Source organism: Nocardia sp. NPDC004260, from assembly GCF_053603155.1.
On the sequence record NZ_JBSGEZ010000026.1, the window covers coordinates 42,764 to 59,332 of the forward strand.

16 protein-coding genes and 1 pseudogene are annotated in these 16,569 nt (G+C 68.6%); 6 read left to right on the forward strand and 11 right to left on the reverse strand.

Annotated elements, in window-relative coordinates:
• Positions 1-67: 67 nt before the first annotated feature.
• Positions 68-493 (reverse strand): roadblock/LC7 domain-containing protein, encoded by a 426-nt coding sequence (locus ACWEO7_RS17110; RefSeq protein ID WP_039805396.1) that lies wholly within the window; start codon positions 491-493, stop codon positions 68-70.
• Positions 493-1,842: a sensor histidine kinase gene (locus ACWEO7_RS17115; RefSeq protein WP_452424402.1), complete on the reverse strand. Its 1,350-nt coding sequence runs from the start codon at positions 1,840-1,842 to the stop codon at positions 493-495. Before ACWEO7_RS17115 ends, ACWEO7_RS17110 begins: the two co-directional genes overlap by 1 nt.
• A 649-nt stretch (positions 1,843-2,491) precedes the next feature.
• On the opposite strand from ACWEO7_RS17115, the gene ACWEO7_RS17120 reads away from it, so the two are divergent.
• Positions 2,492-2,923, forward strand: a complete 432-nt coding sequence (locus tag ACWEO7_RS17120; RefSeq protein WP_039805393.1) for a type II toxin-antitoxin system Rv0910 family toxin — start codon at positions 2,492-2,494, stop codon at positions 2,921-2,923.
• Positions 2,924-2,932: 9 nt separating this feature from the next.
• On the opposite strand, the gene ACWEO7_RS17125 is transcribed toward ACWEO7_RS17120, so the two are convergent.
• A complete protein-coding gene (locus ACWEO7_RS17125; RefSeq protein WP_452424319.1) occupies positions 2,933-3,649 on the reverse strand; it encodes an SDR family NAD(P)-dependent oxidoreductase in 717 nt (238 codons plus the stop codon).
• An 84-nt stretch (positions 3,650-3,733) separates the two neighbouring features.
• Between ACWEO7_RS17125 and ACWEO7_RS17130 the strand changes: the two genes are divergently transcribed.
• Together ACWEO7_RS17130 and ACWEO7_RS17135 are read left to right on the forward strand one after the other, a co-directional pair.
• Positions 3,734-4,288, forward strand: coding sequence for a TetR/AcrR family transcriptional regulator (locus ACWEO7_RS17130; protein WP_452424320.1), 555 nt, complete (start codon positions 3,734-3,736; stop codon positions 4,286-4,288).
• Positions 4,289-4,307: 19 nt separating this feature from the next.
• Positions 4,308-5,074: pseudogene (locus ACWEO7_RS17135) on the forward strand (alpha/beta fold hydrolase); the annotation flags it as partial.
• A gap of 113 nt (positions 5,075-5,187) precedes the next feature.
• Here the strand turns inward: ACWEO7_RS17135 and ACWEO7_RS17140 are convergent.
• Positions 5,188-6,726: a DHA2 family efflux MFS transporter permease subunit gene (locus ACWEO7_RS17140; protein WP_452424322.1), complete on the reverse strand. Its 1,539-nt coding sequence runs from the start codon at positions 6,724-6,726 to the stop codon at positions 5,188-5,190.
• Positions 6,723-7,658 (reverse strand): 4-hydroxy-tetrahydrodipicolinate synthase, encoded by a 936-nt coding sequence (gene dapA / locus ACWEO7_RS17145; protein ID WP_452424323.1) that lies wholly within the window; start codon positions 7,656-7,658, stop codon positions 6,723-6,725. The genes ACWEO7_RS17140 and dapA overlap by 4 nt, the downstream gene beginning before the upstream one ends.
• A 71-nt stretch (positions 7,659-7,729) precedes the next feature.
• On the opposite strand from dapA, the gene ACWEO7_RS17150 reads away from it, so the two are divergent.
• Entirely contained in the window at positions 7,730-8,605 is an 876-nt protein-coding gene (locus ACWEO7_RS17150; RefSeq protein ID WP_452424325.1) for a LysR substrate-binding domain-containing protein, read from the forward strand.
• 4 nt (positions 8,606-8,609) lie between these two features.
• On the opposite strand, the gene ACWEO7_RS17155 is transcribed toward ACWEO7_RS17150, so the two are convergent.
• Together ACWEO7_RS17155 and ACWEO7_RS17160 are read right to left on the reverse strand one after the other, a co-directional pair.
• Positions 8,610-8,921, reverse strand: a complete 312-nt coding sequence (locus ACWEO7_RS17155) for an EthD domain-containing protein (RefSeq protein WP_452424403.1) — start codon at positions 8,919-8,921, stop codon at positions 8,610-8,612.
• Positions 8,922-8,933: 12 nt separating this feature from the next.
• Positions 8,934-9,266, reverse strand: a complete 333-nt coding sequence (locus ACWEO7_RS17160; RefSeq protein ID WP_452424327.1) for a hypothetical protein — start codon at positions 9,264-9,266, stop codon at positions 8,934-8,936.
• Between the two features lie 113 nt (positions 9,267-9,379).
• On the opposite strand from ACWEO7_RS17160, the gene ACWEO7_RS17165 reads away from it, so the two are divergent.
• Complete coding sequence (locus tag ACWEO7_RS17165; RefSeq protein ID WP_452424329.1) at positions 9,380-10,855, forward strand: MFS transporter; 1,476 nt, start codon at positions 9,380-9,382, stop codon at positions 10,853-10,855.
• Between the two features lie 504 nt (positions 10,856-11,359).
• On the opposite strand, the gene ACWEO7_RS17170 is transcribed toward ACWEO7_RS17165, so the two are convergent.
• A complete protein-coding gene (locus ACWEO7_RS17170; RefSeq protein ID WP_452424331.1) occupies positions 11,360-11,518 on the reverse strand; it encodes a hypothetical protein in 159 nt (52 codons plus the stop codon).
• A 694-nt stretch (positions 11,519-12,212) separates the two neighbouring features.
• On the opposite strand from ACWEO7_RS17170, the gene ACWEO7_RS17175 reads away from it, so the two are divergent.
• Complete coding sequence (locus ACWEO7_RS17175) at positions 12,213-13,289, forward strand: baeRF2 domain-containing protein (protein ID WP_452424333.1); 1,077 nt, start codon at positions 12,213-12,215, stop codon at positions 13,287-13,289.
• Between the two features lie 9 nt (positions 13,290-13,298).
• On the opposite strand, the gene ACWEO7_RS17180 is transcribed toward ACWEO7_RS17175, so the two are convergent.
• The 3 genes from ACWEO7_RS17180 to ACWEO7_RS17190 all read right to left on the reverse strand — a co-directional run bounded on the left by ACWEO7_RS17180 (position 13,299) and on the right by ACWEO7_RS17190 (position 16,290).
• Complete coding sequence (locus ACWEO7_RS17180) at positions 13,299-13,985, reverse strand: PAS and ANTAR domain-containing protein (protein WP_452424335.1); 687 nt, start codon at positions 13,983-13,985, stop codon at positions 13,299-13,301.
• A 214-nt stretch (positions 13,986-14,199) separates the two neighbouring features.
• Positions 14,200-14,451, reverse strand: a complete 252-nt coding sequence (locus ACWEO7_RS17185) for a S1 RNA-binding domain-containing protein (protein WP_452424337.1) — start codon at positions 14,449-14,451, stop codon at positions 14,200-14,202.
• 231 nt (positions 14,452-14,682) lie between these two features.
• Positions 14,683-16,290, reverse strand: coding sequence for a carboxylesterase/lipase family protein (locus ACWEO7_RS17190; protein WP_452424339.1), 1,608 nt, complete (start codon positions 16,288-16,290; stop codon positions 14,683-14,685).
• Positions 16,291-16,569: the final 279 nt, after the last annotated feature.

A 16,569-nucleotide genomic window follows, 5' to 3' on the forward strand; every position in this document is an offset into this window, starting at 1 on the left:
CCCTCGCTCTCGCTCGGCTCCGTGCTGCCCAGCGGCGCAGTACCTCTGACTCGCTCGCTGCGCTCGATCATGGCATTTCGCTGCCGTCAACGCGCCTGCGCGGCTGGCTGCCGAGCTCGCGTCCGACCCGGCCTGCCAGCTCGTTCATCCGGTGGGCGACGAGGCCCACGTCGATGTCGTTGGTGGTCGCGACGCCGAGTAGCGCGCCCTCGCCCGCCGCGGTGATGAGGATCATTCCCTGGTCGTACTCGGTCATGTTCTGCCGCACGCCGTTCGTGGCGTCACCGCAGAATTCACCGAGCGCCTTACCGAGCGAACGCAGGCCGGAGGCCGCGGCGGCGAAGCGTTCCGCCTCGTCGCGGGCGATCCCCGTGGAGTGCGCGATCCGCAGGCCGTCGTCGGAGAGCAACACCGAGAACCGCACACCCGTGATGCTGAGATCTTCGAGTAGCCAGCCCAGTTTGTTGCTGCTGTCGGTCACGGGTGTGGCCATCAGGATGTCATCCCTTCCGTGTCATCAGATGCGGCGGCGCGGCCGCTCTTGGAGCCGGTATGCCAAGCTGCGGCGACCTCTGGGCGAGCGAGGCCGGGTTCGGTGCGCGGCCCGACCGGGGCGAGTGCGACCGTCCTGCGTCGCCGCTTGGGTAGCCCGCCGCTGGTGATCTCGCTCACCGACAGCGACGGCTCGTTCTCGCCGGGCTGTTCGCTCGGCGCGTCCTGCGCGGGAACCGTGGCCGGCTCCGGTTTTGCCTCGGTCACGGGCGCGACCTCCTGGACGTTCTGCGGGGTGACCAGCAGCGACTCCGGGATGTAGACCATCGCGCGCATGCCGCCGTAGACGTTCGGGCCGTCGATGTAGACGGTGAAGCCGTAGCGGCGGGCCAGCGCGGCGATGCCCGGGAAGCCGACCTTCGGTGACGGGCCGAGCTGGTGGATGTCGACGGGCCGCTCGTGCGCGAGCACCTGGCGGGCCTCCTCCATCTGCTCGGCGTTCATCCGCACGCCCGCGTCATCGATGATGACGGTGACGCCGTGGTGACCCTCCTGGAAGTTGACGTCCACGTAGGAAGTCGGCGGCGAGTACCGCAACGCGTTGTCCAGCAAGGTCGCCAGTGTGTGCACGAGCGGTTCCACCGCGCGGCTGATCACGACACGGTCGAGCTGGTTGGGCCGCACCCGCAGGTATTCCCGGACACGGCCGATGGCGCCGCCGACCACGTCGGTCAGCGTCTGCGCGGGCCAGCGGCGGCCGGGCAGACCACCGCAGACGATCACGTAGGACTGCGCCTGACGGATCATCTGCTGCACCGTGTGGTCGATGCGGGTGAGGGTTTCGTACACCTGATCGTCGCGATGCTCACGCAGCGCGGCGCTCACCACCTGGCTGACGTCAGCGCCGAGGCTGACCACGGAGGTGCCGAACGAGCGGACCGCGGCGCTGGTCGCCTGGCGCGACGCGGAGGCGACCTCGTTGCGCGCGGCCTCCTCGGCCGCCTTGATCGCCTGCTGTCCTTCGTTGTTGGTCAGCTCCCTGGTCTCCGAGCGCATCAGGCTCAGATCGTCGGCATACCGCTCGGAGATCCACCGCAGGATCTGCGCGAGCCGCGAATTCTCCATGCCCGCCTGGACTTCGACCGGGGGCACCTGGGACTCGAACCGGCGGATCGACTCGGCCACCGCGGGTAGCGTGGTGGCGGCGAACCGCTCGAGCGTGTCCTCGGTCGCGCGCTGTTCCCTGGCCAGAGCCTCGAGCTTGGCCCGCTGAGCCCTGGCATACTGCACTGCGTACAACGCCCCCGCTACGGCGATCACCAAAGCGACGGCGAGGATCCATGAAAGCATCACGGCGATATCTTGATTCATCAGTTCTTTCGTCGTTGACTGGTCTCGAGGAATCGGCCCACTGCCATCCTGCTTCGCTCGCCTTCCCTCGCCTGCCGACCCATGAACGGACCGGTCGGTGGGGTCCGCGTCGGAGTACCGGAAATCCCACGACGGCACCGGCGCTCACCGAGAGCGCCTACCGCACAGTGCCCGCAGGACAGGCGATTACACGTCAATCGCCGACCGCCCGGATCGTGTCCGAACGGTAACCAGAACCCGACCATTCGCACATTAGCAGCATTCCACCGAACTCTCTGCCGATACCACAGACACTTTCCGGATTCCCGGAACTGGGACGATAGGTGCCGCAGATCGCGACATAGCTGCGCAATAATGTTGGGCTGCCGTGCAACCCGTGGACCATTTGTCCTGCGTATGGGCCCGCGCCGGAGAGCACCGGAAGCGCGGGTGGCGGCGCGGAGGCCGCGAACGCCCACGGCGGCCGAGCCGAACAGGCGGATTGGATGTTCGCTGACGCATCAACAAATGTATTGGCGGGTGCTCGAATTCGAGTCCGCGAAGTAGCGTCCACCTCTGTGCGGGGACTCCACCCGGACCGGCTGCCCTCGCCACCGACCGGACCGCCGGAGCCGGATACCATGCGCCCATGGCAAAGCTGAAGGTCTCGGTCGACGTCCCGATCTCGCCCGAGGAGGCCTGGACGCACACCTCCAACCTCGCCGAACTCGACAAATGGCTGACCATGCACGAAGCGTGGCGCGGAGAGGTTCCCGCCGAATTGACCGTCGGCACCCAACTGGTCGGCATCGCCTCGGTGAAGGGCCTGCGCAACCGGGTCACCTGGACCGTGCGGGCCGCCGAGCCGCCGAGCCGCCTGCAACTGACCGGCGCGGGCAAAGGCGGCACCAAACTGGGTTTGCAGCTGCTCGTCGCCCCGAAGGGCTCCGGTTCGGAGGTCACCGTCGACATCGAACTCGGCGGCGCGCCGCTGTTCGGCCCCATCGGATCCGGTGTGGCCCGCGCCGTCAAGGGCGATATCGAACGTTCCCTGGATCGCTTCATCGCCCTGTACGGGTGACCCCGGCCCTCACCCGCCGAAGGCGTCGAAGATCGTTTCGGCGCGGTCGCGGGTGCGGTACATCCCCCACGCGGTCTCGGCCAAGTCGTCCGGATCCAGAGTGTGGCCATCCGGACTGCCGAAGCGCGCCGGGTCGGCGGCGACCATCGCGTGGATGTCCCCCCGCTCGACGAGACCGCCGATGGTGAGTGTGCCCGCGTAGAGACCGCGCTCGGCCAAAGCCGCGTTCAGGGTGAGCGCGTAGTTGCGCAGCGCCGCGGCGGCGAGGGCGAGGTGGCCGAGCATGGGCATGGGGCGGACGCTGGAGAGCCCACCGGCGAAGAGCAGTGCGCCTTTCCGCCGATCGAGCATGCCCGGCAGCACGCCGCTCACCACGTCGACCGCGGGCCACACCCACTCGAACGCCGATCGCGCTGTCGCCGCGTCGATGTCGGTGATCGGCACGGGCTGCTGCGTCGGCCCCGGTCCGTAATAGACCATTCCGATCGGACCCTCCCCGCGGATGTCGCCGAGTATCGCGCCGAGCCGCGACCGGTCGGTGACGTCCGCGACGTGAGCGGTGGCGGCTACACCACGTTCCGCCAGGTCCGCGAGGTACCCGGCGTGCCGAGCGTCGCTGCGCGAGATCAGCGCGACGCGGAACCCTTCCCGTCCGAACCGGCGGGCCATCGACATCCCGAGGCCGGGGCCGACACCGACGATCACCGCTGTTTCCTGGTCCGCCATGCGTTCTCCTTAATTTGAGGCCCCCCTCAATTTATCACCGTAGCGCGAAATCGAGGGCTCCCTCAGGTTCGATAGGATGATCGCGTGACCAAACCGCTGCGCCGCGACGCCGCTCGCAATCGCGATAATCTGCTGCGGGCAGCGGCCCAGGTGTTCACCGAACAGGGCCTCGACGGCTCGCTGGAGGAGATCGCGCGGCGCGCCTGCGTCAGCATCGGGACGCTCTACAACCACTTCCCCACCCGCGACACCCTGATCGATGCCCTCCTGCCGCCCCGGTTGGCCGCGGTGGACGAGATCGCCGCCCGGGCAGCGGCCGAACCGGACGCGTGGACGGCGTTCACCGGATTCGTGGAAGACCTGCTCAGCAGGCTCACCGCCGATCGCGGACTGCTCGAGGCATTCACCGGGGACCATCCAGCGGCGGCTCAGCTGGCGCAGGCCTGCCATCGCGGAATGTCGCATCTGTCGACGGTGCTCGCGCGCGTCCGGGATGCCGGCGCATTGCGCGCCGACGCGACCGACGAAGATGTCGTCAACTTGGTGTGGGCGCTGTCGCTGCTCGGCGAGACCACCGGCTCGCCGTCGTGGCGGCGCGGCCTGGAGATCGTCTTCGACGGGCTGCGCGGCGATCGCTGAACGAAAGGATTTCGCACAGGTGCCCTACGCAACGGCGGCCGACGGAGTTCGCCTCGCCTATCAAGTGGCGGGCACGGGCAGCGCGCTGGTCCTGCTTGCCGGTCAGGCCAACACCCACCACTGGTGGGACGGCATCCGCGCGGACTTCGAGACCGGACACCGCACCATCACACTCGACTGGCGCGGCACCGGCGACAGCGACAAGCCGACCAGGTGTACAGCACGCCGGGATTCGCCGACGACGTGGTCGCGGTACTCGACGACCTGGGCGTGCGGCGGGCCGCCGTCTACGGCACGTCCATGGGCGGGCGGGTGGCCCAGTGGCTGGCCGCGCGCCATCCGGACCGGGTGCGCTCCCTGGTGCTCGGCTGCACTTCCCCCGGCGGCAAGCACGCATTCGAACGCGGTCCCGAGGTCAGGAGATCGCTCGCGCAGCATGACCCGGCCGCCGCGCGACAGGCTCTACTGGAACTGATGTACACCCCGGCCTGGCTGGCGAGCACGTCCGGCCCGTACAACACACTCGGTGACCCGGCCATGCCCGCGTATGCGAAGCGCAGGCATCTCTACGCCAGCAACAAGCACGATGCCTGGGACGCGCTGCCGGACATCCGCGTTCCCACCCTGATCGTGCACGGCACCGAGGATCGGTTCAATCCCGCCGCGAACGCTCCCCTGCTGGTCGAGCGCATCCCCGGCGCGCGACTGCATCTGATCGAGGGCGCACGGCACGCCTACTTCGACGAGTTCCGCGCGGTGGCGAGCCCGGTCGTCCTGGCGTTTCTCGAGCGGACGCGGCCTCGGCAAGCCGCCACCGGTGGGTCTGCGCGGCGGCCGGACCAGGGGCCCGCTGTCCCGGGATCACTTCGGCGAACCGGCGATCCCGGGACGAGCGACTGCTAGGCGTGCACCACCGTGGCGGCGTCGGCCCCCTGCGGGTTCTTCGGCTTGGTCCGCGGCAGGAAGGACGCCGGGATCAAGGTGAGCACGATCAGCACCAGCGCCACCACATAAGTGTGGCTGAACGCTTCCGCGGCCTGCTGCAGACCGGTTTCGACGGCGCCCGGCGGAAGCTGGCTCGCCAAGCTGGGATCGAAGTTGGCCGCGATCGCCGGGCGCGCCAGCGGCTGGTTGTTCAGCAGGTTGGTCAGCACCACCGACATCGTCGCCGTGCCGATGGAGCCCGCGGTCTGGTTGACGATGTTCATCAGCGTCGACCCGCGCGCCACCTGCTGGTGGGTGAGAGTCTGGATCGCCGCGGTCATGATCGGCATCATGGTGCAGCCCATGCCGAGGCCCATCACGAACAGCGCGCCGATCATGGGGAGATACGAGCTGTCCGCGTCGAGCTGGACGAAGTAGGCCGTCCCGATCGAGATCAGCGTGATACCGACCAGCACGATCTTGCCCGGGCCGATCTTGTCCACGAATCGGCCCGCGATGGGCATGCTGAGCATCGCGCCGATGCCCTGCGGCGCGATCAGCAGACCGGCTTGCAGCGCCGACTCACCGCGCACCTGTTGCAAATAGGTCGGCAGCAGCAGACCCGCTCCGAAGAACGCGATGGCGAACAGGACCATCGTGAGCACCGCGAAGGTGAGCGCGCGGTTGCGGAACAGGTGCAGATCGATCAGCGGGTGCTCGGTGCGCAGCGCGTGGAACACGAACGCCGCCATCAGCACCGCGCCGATGGCGGCCGGTATCAGCACCCGCGCCGCGAGCACCGTCCCCTGCTCCGGGATGGAGGAGACGCCGAACAGGAACAGCGCCAGGCCGGGCGAGGCCAGCAGCATGCCGATGAAGTCGAACGACTCGGACGGCTCCGGCTTGTCGCTGGGCAGCACGATGAACGCCAGCGTCAAGGCGATCACGCCGATCGGCAGGTTGATCAGGAAGATCCAGTGCCAGCTGAAGTTCTCGATCAGCCAGCCACCCAGGATCGGGCCGCCGATCGGGCCGAGCAGCATCGGCACGCCGAGCACCGCCATAACCCGGCCCACTCGCTGCGGACCGGCCGCGTGGGTCATGATCGTCATGCCGAGCGGCATCAGCATGCCGCCGCCGAGGCCTTGGATCACGCGGAACGCGATCAGCGATTCGATGTTCCACGCCGTGCTGCACAGCAGTGAGCCCAGCACGAAGAAGGTCAGCGCCATGATGTACAGCCGCTTGGTGCCGAAGCGGTCGGCCGCCCATCCGGTCAGCGGGATCACGGTGGCCAGCGCCAGCGTGTACCCGGTCATCGTCCACGCCGCGATGGCGTAGCTCGTGTCGAACTCGCGCTGGAAGGTCGGGATCGCGACGCTGACGACGGTGATGTCGAGAATCGACATGATCGCGCCGAGCACCACGACGCCGGCGACCTTGAAGACGGCCGCGTCGAGTTTTTCGGTGGCCGGGTCGGGCCCAGCCGCCTGGGTATCCGGAGGTTGTGTCACCGCTTAAGCGTGGCACCTTCGCGGCCGCAATACCAGTCATTACGGGTTCCCGTTGCCGGAAAATCCGCCAGCGCGACCAAGGCGGCCGAAGTCGCCGCCTCGCTCGCGGGCAGCAGAGGCAACCGTACCGCAGGGCTCGGTATGCGGCCCTGCGCCGCGAGCACCGCTTTGATCACCGCGGGGTTGGGTTCGGCGAACAACGCGGCCGACAATACCGCGAGCCGGTGACCGAGCGTCCGCGCCACATCGACCGGACCGGAGCGCCACGCGGCGACCATCGCCGCGAACGACGAGGTGTGCACGGCGGCCGAGGCCGCGATCGCACCGGACGCGCCGAGGGCCAGCAGCGGCGCGGCGAACAGGTCGTCACCGGCCAGTACGGCGAAGCCTGCGGGCCGGGCGGCCATCAGCGTGACGGTGGCGCCGTCGACGGCGCCGACGGCATGCTTCAGGCCGACGACGTTGGGCAGGTCGGCCAGCGCGAGGAGTGTCGCGGTTCCCAGAAAAAGTCCGGTCCGGTAGGGGATGTGGTAGATGATCAGCGGAACGGGAGAGGCCGCCGCGAGTTCACGGAAATGCGCGAGCACGCCCGCCTCGGAAGGGCGCGTGTAATACGGGACCACGGTGAGCGCCGCGGTGGTGCGCGGATCCAGCCCGGCGAGGGCTTCGACGGAAGCCGCCGTCGAGTTCGATCCGGCGCCGACGATCAACGGCGCGTCGCGTTCCCGGCACACGCGCGCGCAGACGGCGATCACTTCCGCCCGCTCGGCGGCGGTCAGGGTCGCGGGCTCCCCGGTGGTGCCGAGCGCGACAAGACCGGTCGCGCCGTCGTCGAGGACTTGGCGGGCGAGTCGCTCCAGCGCGTCCGCGGCGAGTACGCCGTCGGCCGTGAACGGGGTGACCAGAGGAACGAAAAGACCTGCGAGCGTCATGACGATCAGCCTCGCCGCTGGAACTCATCAGATCCAGTTCACGTTTCTGTCGCAGACCATAAGCTGAACTTATGCTCGACGTCCGCAAACTCCGCCTCCTGCGGGAACTGTCGCACCGCGAGACCATTGCGGCGGTCGCGGAGGCCCTCGCTTACACCCCTTCGGCGGTCTCCCAGCAACTCGCCGCACTGGAACGGGAAGCGGGCGTGCCACTGTTGACGCGGACGGGCAGGCGGGTGACGCTGACCCCGGCGGCCGTGGCGCTCGTCGGGCACACCGAGCGGATACTCGCGGTGCTCGAGCAGGCCACCGCCGAACTGGCCACGATCCGCAGCGAACTCACCGGAACCTTGCGCATCGGCGCGTTTCCGACCGCGGTGCGGACCATCCTTTCCCCCGCGCTCGTCGCGCTGAGCAGCGCGCATCCCCGGCTGGAATTGCGTGTGACCGAATTGGACCCGGCGCTGGCGCCCGGCGCGCTGCGCGCCGAGACCCTGGACGTCGCGCTGATCCAGGAGTACGACTACGCGCCGGTCCCCGCCGATCCCGCGTTGCACAGCGAGCCGCTGTTCGAGGAGATCGTCCATCTCGCCGCGCGCACCGCCGAACCGCTCGCCGCGCATCGCGAAAGCGCTTGGATCGCAAGCACTCCCGGCACAATGTGCCACACCATGACGGTGCGTGCCTGCGAGGCGGCGGGCTTCACGCCCCGGATCCGGCATCACGCCGATGACTTCGGCACGGTCCTCGCGCTCGTGGCCGCGGGTCAGGGTGTCGCGTTGGTGCCGGAATTCGGTACGCGGGATTGCCCGCAGGGCGTCATCCTCGGCGCGCTGCCGATGCGACGGCGCACGCACCTCGCCTACCGGCGCGGCACGGGTGGCCATCCCGCCGTGCGCGCCGCACGCGTCGCGCTGCGGGAATCGGCGGGACGCTCCGGCCGCTGAACCCTCAGCGCAGCCGATACCGGCTGGTGGGCACGACATCCAAGTTCCGGTCACCGCCGAACGTCGCGACACTGGCCATCAGCCGATCGATGCGGCGTGCCAGTTCCGCTCCGTCACCGCCGCTGCCGTAGAAGGCGTGCGGATCGGTGAGCGCCTCTAGCGGGAACAGCTCCTCCACGATCCCGGCGATGTCCGGCGCACCGGCCGTCGCGGGCCTGGTCACGACGTTCTGCACGTAGCCGAAGGTCGCCTGAGTCTCGATGGCGACGGCGGTGTGATGGTTGCGCCAGCGATCCAGCCACTCGGCATGCGACAGGTCGTCCGGTTTTCATAGGAAGGCGAGGTTCGACAGCCCCGGCGCACGCTCGAGCACCGCGGTGACCGGCGGGGGAATCGGCGTCGCCTCCTCGACATGCCAGCCTTCCACCCGCTCGGCCACGGTGCTCAGCACCCGCGCGGCCGCCTCCGCCTGCGGCGCGTCCGCCCACCAGACGCTGACGACGGCCCGCACCGGCGTGTCGAACGACGTGATGCGCAGCATCGCCGTCTCGACCGCCGCGTCGGAGATGTTCGCCTGCACCGCGGCGGCTCCGGTCAGACGCGGCGCGAAGTCCGCCGCGAGCAGGTCACCGACGCCCCACAGCGCAAAGATGGTCTTCATCGACAGGCCACTTTCTAGAACACGTTTCACTCGCGTTCGAGCCTAACCCACCCGCACGGTTGGTCGCTCGGGCTCGGGGTATACGACCGTCAGGCTTGCGAAGGTGGTGATCCGTGCGGACCATATCGACCGACATACCGGCCAGGCTGGATCGGCTGCCCTGGTCGCGGTGGCATTGGATGATCGTGATCGGGCTCGGATCCGTCTGGATCCTCGACGGGCTCGAAGTGACCGTCGTCGGCAGCGTGGCCGCGCGGCTTTCGGAACCGGGCAGCGGCCTGACCATCACGGCCGCACAGGTTTCCGGTCTCGCCGCGGCGATGTACGTGGCGGGCGCGGGCTCGGGCGCTCTCTTCTTCGGTTGGCTGACCGACAGGTTCGGCCGCAAGAAGCTGTTCCTGATCACGCTCGCGATCTACCTCTTCGCGACCGCCATGACGGCGTTGTCGTTCTCGATGTGGTGGTTCGTCTTGTTCCGCTTCCTCACCGGCTTCGGCATCGGCGGCGAATACGCGGCGATCAACTCCGCGATCGACGAGCTGATCCCCAAGCAGTACCGCGGACGCATCGACATCGTCATCAACGGCACCTATTGGCTCGGCGCGGTCGGCGGCGCGTTGCTGTCCATCGTCGCATTGAACACGAATCTGCTCCCGCCGAATGTGGGCTGGCGCTTGACCTTCGCGCTCGGCGCCGTGTTCGGCCTGATCATCCTGCTGGTGCGCAGACATGTGCCGGAAAGTCCGCGCTGGCAGTTCATCCACGGTCACGAGGACGACGCGGAACGTTCGGTCACCGCGATCGAGGCGCGCGTCCGGGACGACACGGGCGCTTCGCTCGCCGACGTGTCCGATCATCAGATCCGGATCCGGCAGCGGCGCAGCATCTCCTTCCGGGAGGTCGCGGCGGTGATGGTGCGGCACTATCCGCGGCGCAGCGTGCTCGGGTTGTCGCTGTTCATCGGGCAGGCGTTCCTCTACAACGCCGTCACGTTCAACTACGCGCTCATTCTGTCCAGATCGTTCGGCATTCCGGACGACCGGGTCGGCTATTACTTCGCGGTCCTCTGCTTCGGCAACTTCCTCGGTCCGTTGCTGCTGGGCAAGTTCTTCGACACGATCGGGCGCAAGCCCATGATCGCGGGCAGCTACCTCGGCTCGGCCGTGCTGCTGCTGGGCACGGCGTGGCTTTTCGCGGCGGGCCACCTGACCGCGACCACGCTCACCGCCTGCTGGACCGCGGTGCTGTTCGTCGCGTCGTGCGGCGCCAGCGCGGCGTATCTGACCGTCAGCGAGATCTTCCCGATGGAAACCCGCGCCATGGCCATCGCCTTCTTCTACGCGATCGGTACCGTCGCGGGCGGCGTCGCGGGACCGTTGGTGTTCGCCGGGCTGACCGCGGGCGGCGAGCCGGGGAAGACGGCCCTGGCGTTCACCATCGGGGCGCTCGCCATGTTCGCCGCCGGTCTGGTGGAACTGGCCTATGGGGTGCGTGCGGAAGGGCGGTCGCTGGAGGATTTGGCCGAGCCGCTCAGCGCGACGCCCGAGCGGGCGCGCGTCGAGGCCGGTCAGCCGCCGCCGAGCGGATAGGGACGATACCGCGGATCGTGGCTCGCGATGGCCCCGCCGCAAACCTCGTCCGCGATTGCGCCCGTTGCCCTTCGAGACCTCAAAAGGCTTGCCATTACGGCTCTCCACGGGTGCGGCGGCGGAAAACGGCGTGGCGACCGGGCAGGAGGCAGGTCGGACCTGCCCCGGAATTCGCGGGGCGGTCATGGATGGGACGAGTCGCTACATCCTCGCAAGTCGAGCCGAACTCGGAGCGAGTCTTCGATTTCGAACGCCACGAAATGTGAATGACACGTAAACGCGCGGATTTTTCGGTGAACGCGCTCCCGGCCCACTGTTCACGCTACGACCGACATTCGTCATCACCCTGTGCGCGCAGCGCTTTCGGCTATTCCGCGGAAAACAGTCGCACACATTCGGGCGCAGGTCGTAGAACAACTCACCGCCAGCAATTACGCGCCGAGGGCCGGCCAGCGGCGGCCGGCCTTCTGCACGTTGCGGCGAAACCGACGAGCCCGCGGCTCGTCAGTTGTGCCGCGGGTCGGCGGCCGAGGCGTGCGGCCGGGTGATCCGGCGATGCGCCATGACTTCGGCCCACCAACCGCTCAGCGGGCTCGGGTCGGGCCATACGATCCGATCTCGTTCTTCGTCGTCCGCGACGGGCGCTTCGGGTTTCTCGATCACGATGACATTCCTCTGCGCTGGTGCACGTAGCCGTACACATACTTGCGGAGAGCCCTCGTGTCCGTGCGCGCCGGTAGTTTCGCGACAGAGCGCGTCGAATCGGCTGAACGTCGAGCAGCGCGGGTTCCTCGCCCCTTTTATCGGATGACCGCGCTGTCGATCCGATACACCCCACATTTACCACAGCCGACGGGAAACAAACCGATCTTTTCGGTTTACGATCTGGACACCAAGCGGTCGCTTGTTCACTTTTTTCGGCGCTGAACAGTGGAAATAGCGGGTTCGACCGGGTTTCTTACACGAAACCGAAAAAGCACCGGGTGGTGAAACACACGCGGCCAACTCGTCGCCATCACCCACGGCAGCGCCCGCGTTGACAGTGATCGGCCTCGGCCGCGCGTACGCGACTCCGGAACGCGGCGCGGTAGCGTCGGCGGTTGAAGGCTTCGTAAATCCCTCGGGTACAACTCGTGTGGCAGCGCGCTCCCACACGTACGCGCCGCGCCCGGGCACCTGCGTTCGCTGATTCGGCTCGACCCCCTCGGGTACCCGCCGACTGTGGTGCACCGAACCGAAGCCGTCGGCATACACGACGAAGTCACCCGCCGCCGAGCAGCACGGACCGGGTGGTCGCCGATGGTTTCCGACGACCACCGGCACGCACCTTCGCGGCCTGGGATGCCTAGGTGATCTCATGGCCGACCTCCGCCGCATAATCCATCAGCACGGGCCCTTCGCATCGGTCTGCTTCGACAGTTCCCACGACACCGAGGACGCGGCGCGCGGCACCGAGCTACGCTGGCGTTCGATCGACGCCGAACTGGACCGCAGCGGAGCCCGGCCGCGCACCCGCCGGCTGCTCGCCCAGGCGATCGAACTGCACCCACCGGCGCGAGGGCGATGCGGCAGGCTGCTCATCGCCGACGAGACCGAGGTGCTCGCCGACGAACGTCTACCGCGCCCGCCCGACATCCAGACCGTCCGGGTGTCGCCGCTGCCCTACCTGCTGCCGCTGATCGAAGCGCAGGCGGAGAAAGTACCGCATGTCGTCGCGCTCGTGGGCCGGGTGGGCTCGGAGCTGTACGCACTCGACGGCCACGGCAGCGAAACGAGGCAGACCCTCCGCACCGCCGGCCATCCGGTGCTCGAGCCTCGGCGCGACGACTGGTCGCACCGCACGATCCGGCAGCGGATCGAGGACACGGCGCGACGCAACGTCCGCGAGTTCGCGGGCGAGCTGGACCGGCTCGCCGATACCGTGCGCGCGGAGGTCGTCGTGCTCGCCGGGGAAGCCTTGGCCCGTGCGGAACTTCGGGCCGTGTTCGATGCGAAGGGCAGGGACGTCATCGACGCCGAAACCGGCACGCTGACAGCGGGTTCGGACCCCGAGGCGCTCGACGCCGAGGTCCGCGAGATTCTGCACCGGGTGGCGGCGCAGCGGCGCCGCCGGGTCCTCGAGCGCTTCGCCGCCGAGATCGAGCGCCCGGACGGCTTGGCGGTGGCCGGACTGGCCGCGACCACCAGCGTGCTGCGCGCCGCCACCGTGGAGCGGCTACTGCTCGATCGCGGAGTGCTGGGCGACCGATTGGTGCCGGCCGGGTCCGCCCCGAACCCCCTGATCGGCCCGGCCACGAACGGCTCGGCCGGTGAGATGCGCCGCGCCGACGAGGCGCTGCCGGTGGCGGCTCTGGCGATCGGGGCCGAGATCGTCCTGGTCGACGCCGTGGCGGCCCTGCACGACGGGGTCGGCGCCGTGCTGCGCGACCACTAGGGCCGATCCCTACGACTTCGGGATGCGCTCGTGCAATGTGAGCAGCATATGGTCGAACGCGGTCTGCACTCCGGGCGAGGCCGGGGGGAGGCGGTCGATTTCGGCGATGAGCTGGGCGGCGAGGTCGCGCAGCTTGACGTTGGTCTCCTGCGAGCGCCACTGCAACACGTGGAATGCCTGGTCGGCGTTGATCCGGTAGACCCGCATCAGCACGCCTTTGGCCTGCTCGATCAGCGCGCGCGCTTCGACGAGTCGCGGCAGCGTGTCGTCGAGCAGATCCTGGCGGTCCTCGGCGATGGTGGCCGTCAGGTCGACGTAGTAGCCCGCGGTGCCGACCACGGTGCCGTCCTTGTCGGTCATGGTGTCGCCCAGTACGAGCACATGGTGCGGCACGCCCGCGGTGTCGATGATGCGATGACGGCTGCAGAACGGTTCGGCGTTGCGCACCGACTTCTCGATCGCCTCCGCGACATGATCCCGATCCTCGGGGTGCTTGTGCGCGAGTAGCAACTCGGTCGTCGGCGTCACCGCGTCAGGCTCGTAACCGTGCATCGAGGCGACCTCATCCGACCACTCCCAGTGCTGGTCGGCGAACCAGAACCGGAAGCTTCCCGTGGCCTGCGGGGTCCCCGCACCGACCACCCGGGCTACGGTGTCTTCGGCCGTGTCCACGATTGGGTCGCCCGATCCGTTCATCGCGTCAGTATGCTCCTACCTGCAGCGTTTCACCGTGATCCCGGCGATCCAAGCGAACGTCCCGACCGCGCACCGCACGCGGTGACAACATCATCTTATTCCCGGCGGAGCCTGGCCGGCCGGACGATCCGCCGCAAGCCCGTCACCGTGGCCGGATAGTCTTGGGGTCGTGCCGGGGCAGGTGGAGTCTGCCCCGGCACGCCCGTGCCGAGCCTTATTCAGCGTGCGCCAGAGCGACCCGCTGCCTCTCGGTATCGATATCGAGGATGCGCACCGTCAGAGTGGCACCGACCTGCGGTTCGGTGGACCACTCGGTGCGGTGCAGCAATCCGTGAACTCCTGGAGCGACCTCCAGGAACGCGCCGAACGGCGCGATCTGCACAACGGTGGCCTCCAGCACTCCGCCCCGAGTGTGTGCGGCGACGAAGTCCGGCCACCCGCGCTGCTGCGATTCCGAATGGGACATGTATTTTCACCTCCTTCCGACGTCCCTGTAGTGACATGGGATTTCGCGAAGAAGGCGGCGGGCCCCTGGCCCGCCGGATGATCACAGCGCGGCCGGGTAACCGTTCTGTGTGCGGCGTGTCGCCGACCCGGCAGTCATGGCGACGACCATAACTCAGCGCGACGCGGCACGGCAAGATCAAGAGCCGGAGAACAACGAAAAGCGCAGTCCATTACGGACTTCGGCGATGGATCAGCGGTCGATTTCCGCCCAGAACGCGCAGTCGTGCCTGGCGGCGAAATCGTCCGTCATCACGCTGCCGGTCGCCCGCATGAGCAGAGCGGATCCATCGGGGCCGTTTCCCGTCGACGCCGGCCAGGGCTGCCATTCGGGGGAACCCGGCGCGTTCGGGTCACCGGTGTGGGCGAAGGTGGTCCACCATCGCCGCATCTGCGCGGCGAAAGCGGCGGACGCGCCCGTCCAAGGAATCGGCACGCCCATGAATCTGCTCAACAGATAGTAGAGCTCTGCGGAGTGAAAGGCGCCGGGCAGAACCGGATTGGCGTCACCGAGCGGCGCCTGATCGAATTCGTACTGCCACAGTGGATGTCCGGCATCGCGCGCCGTTCGGCTGGTGGACAGGGTGGGACAGGCGAGCTCGCTGTCGGTGATCACCGCGACCTGGGCTGCTGCCGGTGACGGGAATCGGTCCAGCGGATATCGGGCCAGGACGCGGTCCGCGTCGGCGCCGAAGGACCGGCGCACGAAACGCTCGTAGCTCGCCGCGTCCGGGATATGGCCGCGGGCATAGTCGGTCTCGGCGACGATCAACGCGCCTTCCGCGGTGGTGGTCCCGATGAGGATCGGCGCTTTCCTCGCATCCCCCACCAGGCCCTCGTCGAGTGTCCGAGTGATGACGACGCCGTCGATGGCGGGAAACCAAATGGGATTCTCACCCTCGGATCGGGCGATCGGCGAGTCCAGGAGTCTCGATACCGGCAGTGCGCGCAGGCAGGCCAGCCGGGTCGCGGCGTCGCCGCATCCGACGCTGTCCGCATAGCGCTGCGAGCGCGCGAAAGCATCGGCACGATCGCTTGGTGCCAGCGGCGCTTGGGCACAGGGACCGCTCTGGATGATCGCCTTGGCGAACAGGGCGTCGGAGCCGGGCGCGGCGAAGTGGGTGCAGACACTGACGGCGCCTGCCGACTCCCCGAAGATCGTGATGTTGTCCGGATCGCCGCCGAAGACGTCGGCGTTGTCGCGCAACCAGCGCAGCGCGGCTTGCTGATCCTGGATGGCGACCGTACCGGTGGCGCCGCCCGATTCGGCCGCGAGTTCGGGCAGTGCCAGGAAGCCGAACGGTCCGAGGCGGTAGTTGGGGATGGCCACGACGACGTCGCCATCCGCGGCCATCCGGGTGGGACCGTCGTATTCGGTGTTGGAGCCGTCGAGATAGCCGCCACCGTGGAAGAACACCATGATCGGCCGCGCGCGGTCGCGGTCGCCGTCCGGCGCGTAGACGTCGATGGTCAGGCAATCTTCGCCGGTAGGCGCGAGCGACGGTATGCCGGGCAGGTATCCCGTCTGCGGACACTGCGGCCCGTGGTCGCGCGCAGGGCGCACGCCGGGCCACGGCGACACGGGGCGCGGCGGCGCGAACCGCGCTTCGCCCCCGGTGGGCGCGGCGAACGGGATGCCGAAGTACTCGGTGATCCCGTCGACGGCGCGGCCGGAGATCGCGCCGCCGGTCACCACCACATCCAGCGGCGGCGACGCGACCACGGACGCCGGGGCACCCGCGAACCACGTACCGGCGGCGACCGTCAGAACGGTCGCGGTTCGCACGATCGAGCGAATCATGGCTGTGCCCTACCTCCGATGCGAGCGCTACGGTCGGCGGCGAGGCAGGCGGCCTCGTCCACCGCGGTAGCCGGCATCGATCGGCTGGGCGTGCACCCTCGGATCAGGAGTCGACCGGACGCACGCGGCGGGAACCGAATCGCCGCTCGAACCCTTCACCTGGCAGTCACACGTGTACGACGCCCGTGAACCCTCCTGGCCGACTGCGTCGACGGCGTTCGAACAACACCCGACAGCGGACGCCGTGCCCGGCCCTCATCGTCCATCCAGCCCGCGGAA

Bases quoted from the DNA above. Each gene is read 5' to 3' on its own strand.
- ACWEO7_RS17110 (WP_039805396.1), bottom strand. From the start codon at position 493: ATGGCCACACCCGTGACCGACAGCAGCAACAAACTGGGCTGGCTACTC.
- ACWEO7_RS17115 (WP_452424402.1), bottom strand. From the start codon at position 1,842: ATGCTTTCATGGATCCTCGCCGTCGCTTTGGTGATCGCCGTAGCGGGG.
- ACWEO7_RS17120 (WP_039805393.1), top strand. From the start codon at position 2,492: ATGGCAAAGCTGAAGGTCTCGGTCGACGTCCCGATCTCGCCCGAGGAG.
- ACWEO7_RS17125 (WP_452424319.1), bottom strand. From the start codon at position 3,649: ATGGCGGACCAGGAAACAGCGGTGATCGTCGGTGTCGGCCCCGGCCTC.
- dapA (WP_452424323.1), bottom strand. From the start codon at position 7,658: ATGACGCTCGCAGGTCTTTTCGTTCCTCTGGTCACCCCGTTCACGGCC.
- ACWEO7_RS17150 (WP_452424325.1), top strand. From the start codon at position 7,730: ATGCTCGACGTCCGCAAACTCCGCCTCCTGCGGGAACTGTCGCACCGC.
- ACWEO7_RS17160 (WP_452424327.1), bottom strand. From the start codon at position 9,266: ATGAAGACCATCTTTGCGCTGTGGGGCGTCGGTGACCTGCTCGCGGCG.
- ACWEO7_RS17175 (WP_452424333.1), top strand. From the start codon at position 12,213: ATGGCCGACCTCCGCCGCATAATCCATCAGCACGGGCCCTTCGCATCG.
- ACWEO7_RS17180 (WP_452424335.1), bottom strand. From the start codon at position 13,985: ATGAACGGATCGGGCGACCCAATCGTGGACACGGCCGAAGACACCGTA.
- ACWEO7_RS17185 (WP_452424337.1), bottom strand. From the start codon at position 14,451: ATGTCCCATTCGGAATCGCAGCAGCGCGGGTGGCCGGACTTCGTCGCC.
- ACWEO7_RS17190 (WP_452424339.1), bottom strand. From the start codon at position 16,290: ATGATTCGCTCGATCGTGCGAACCGCGACCGTTCTGACGGTCGCCGCC.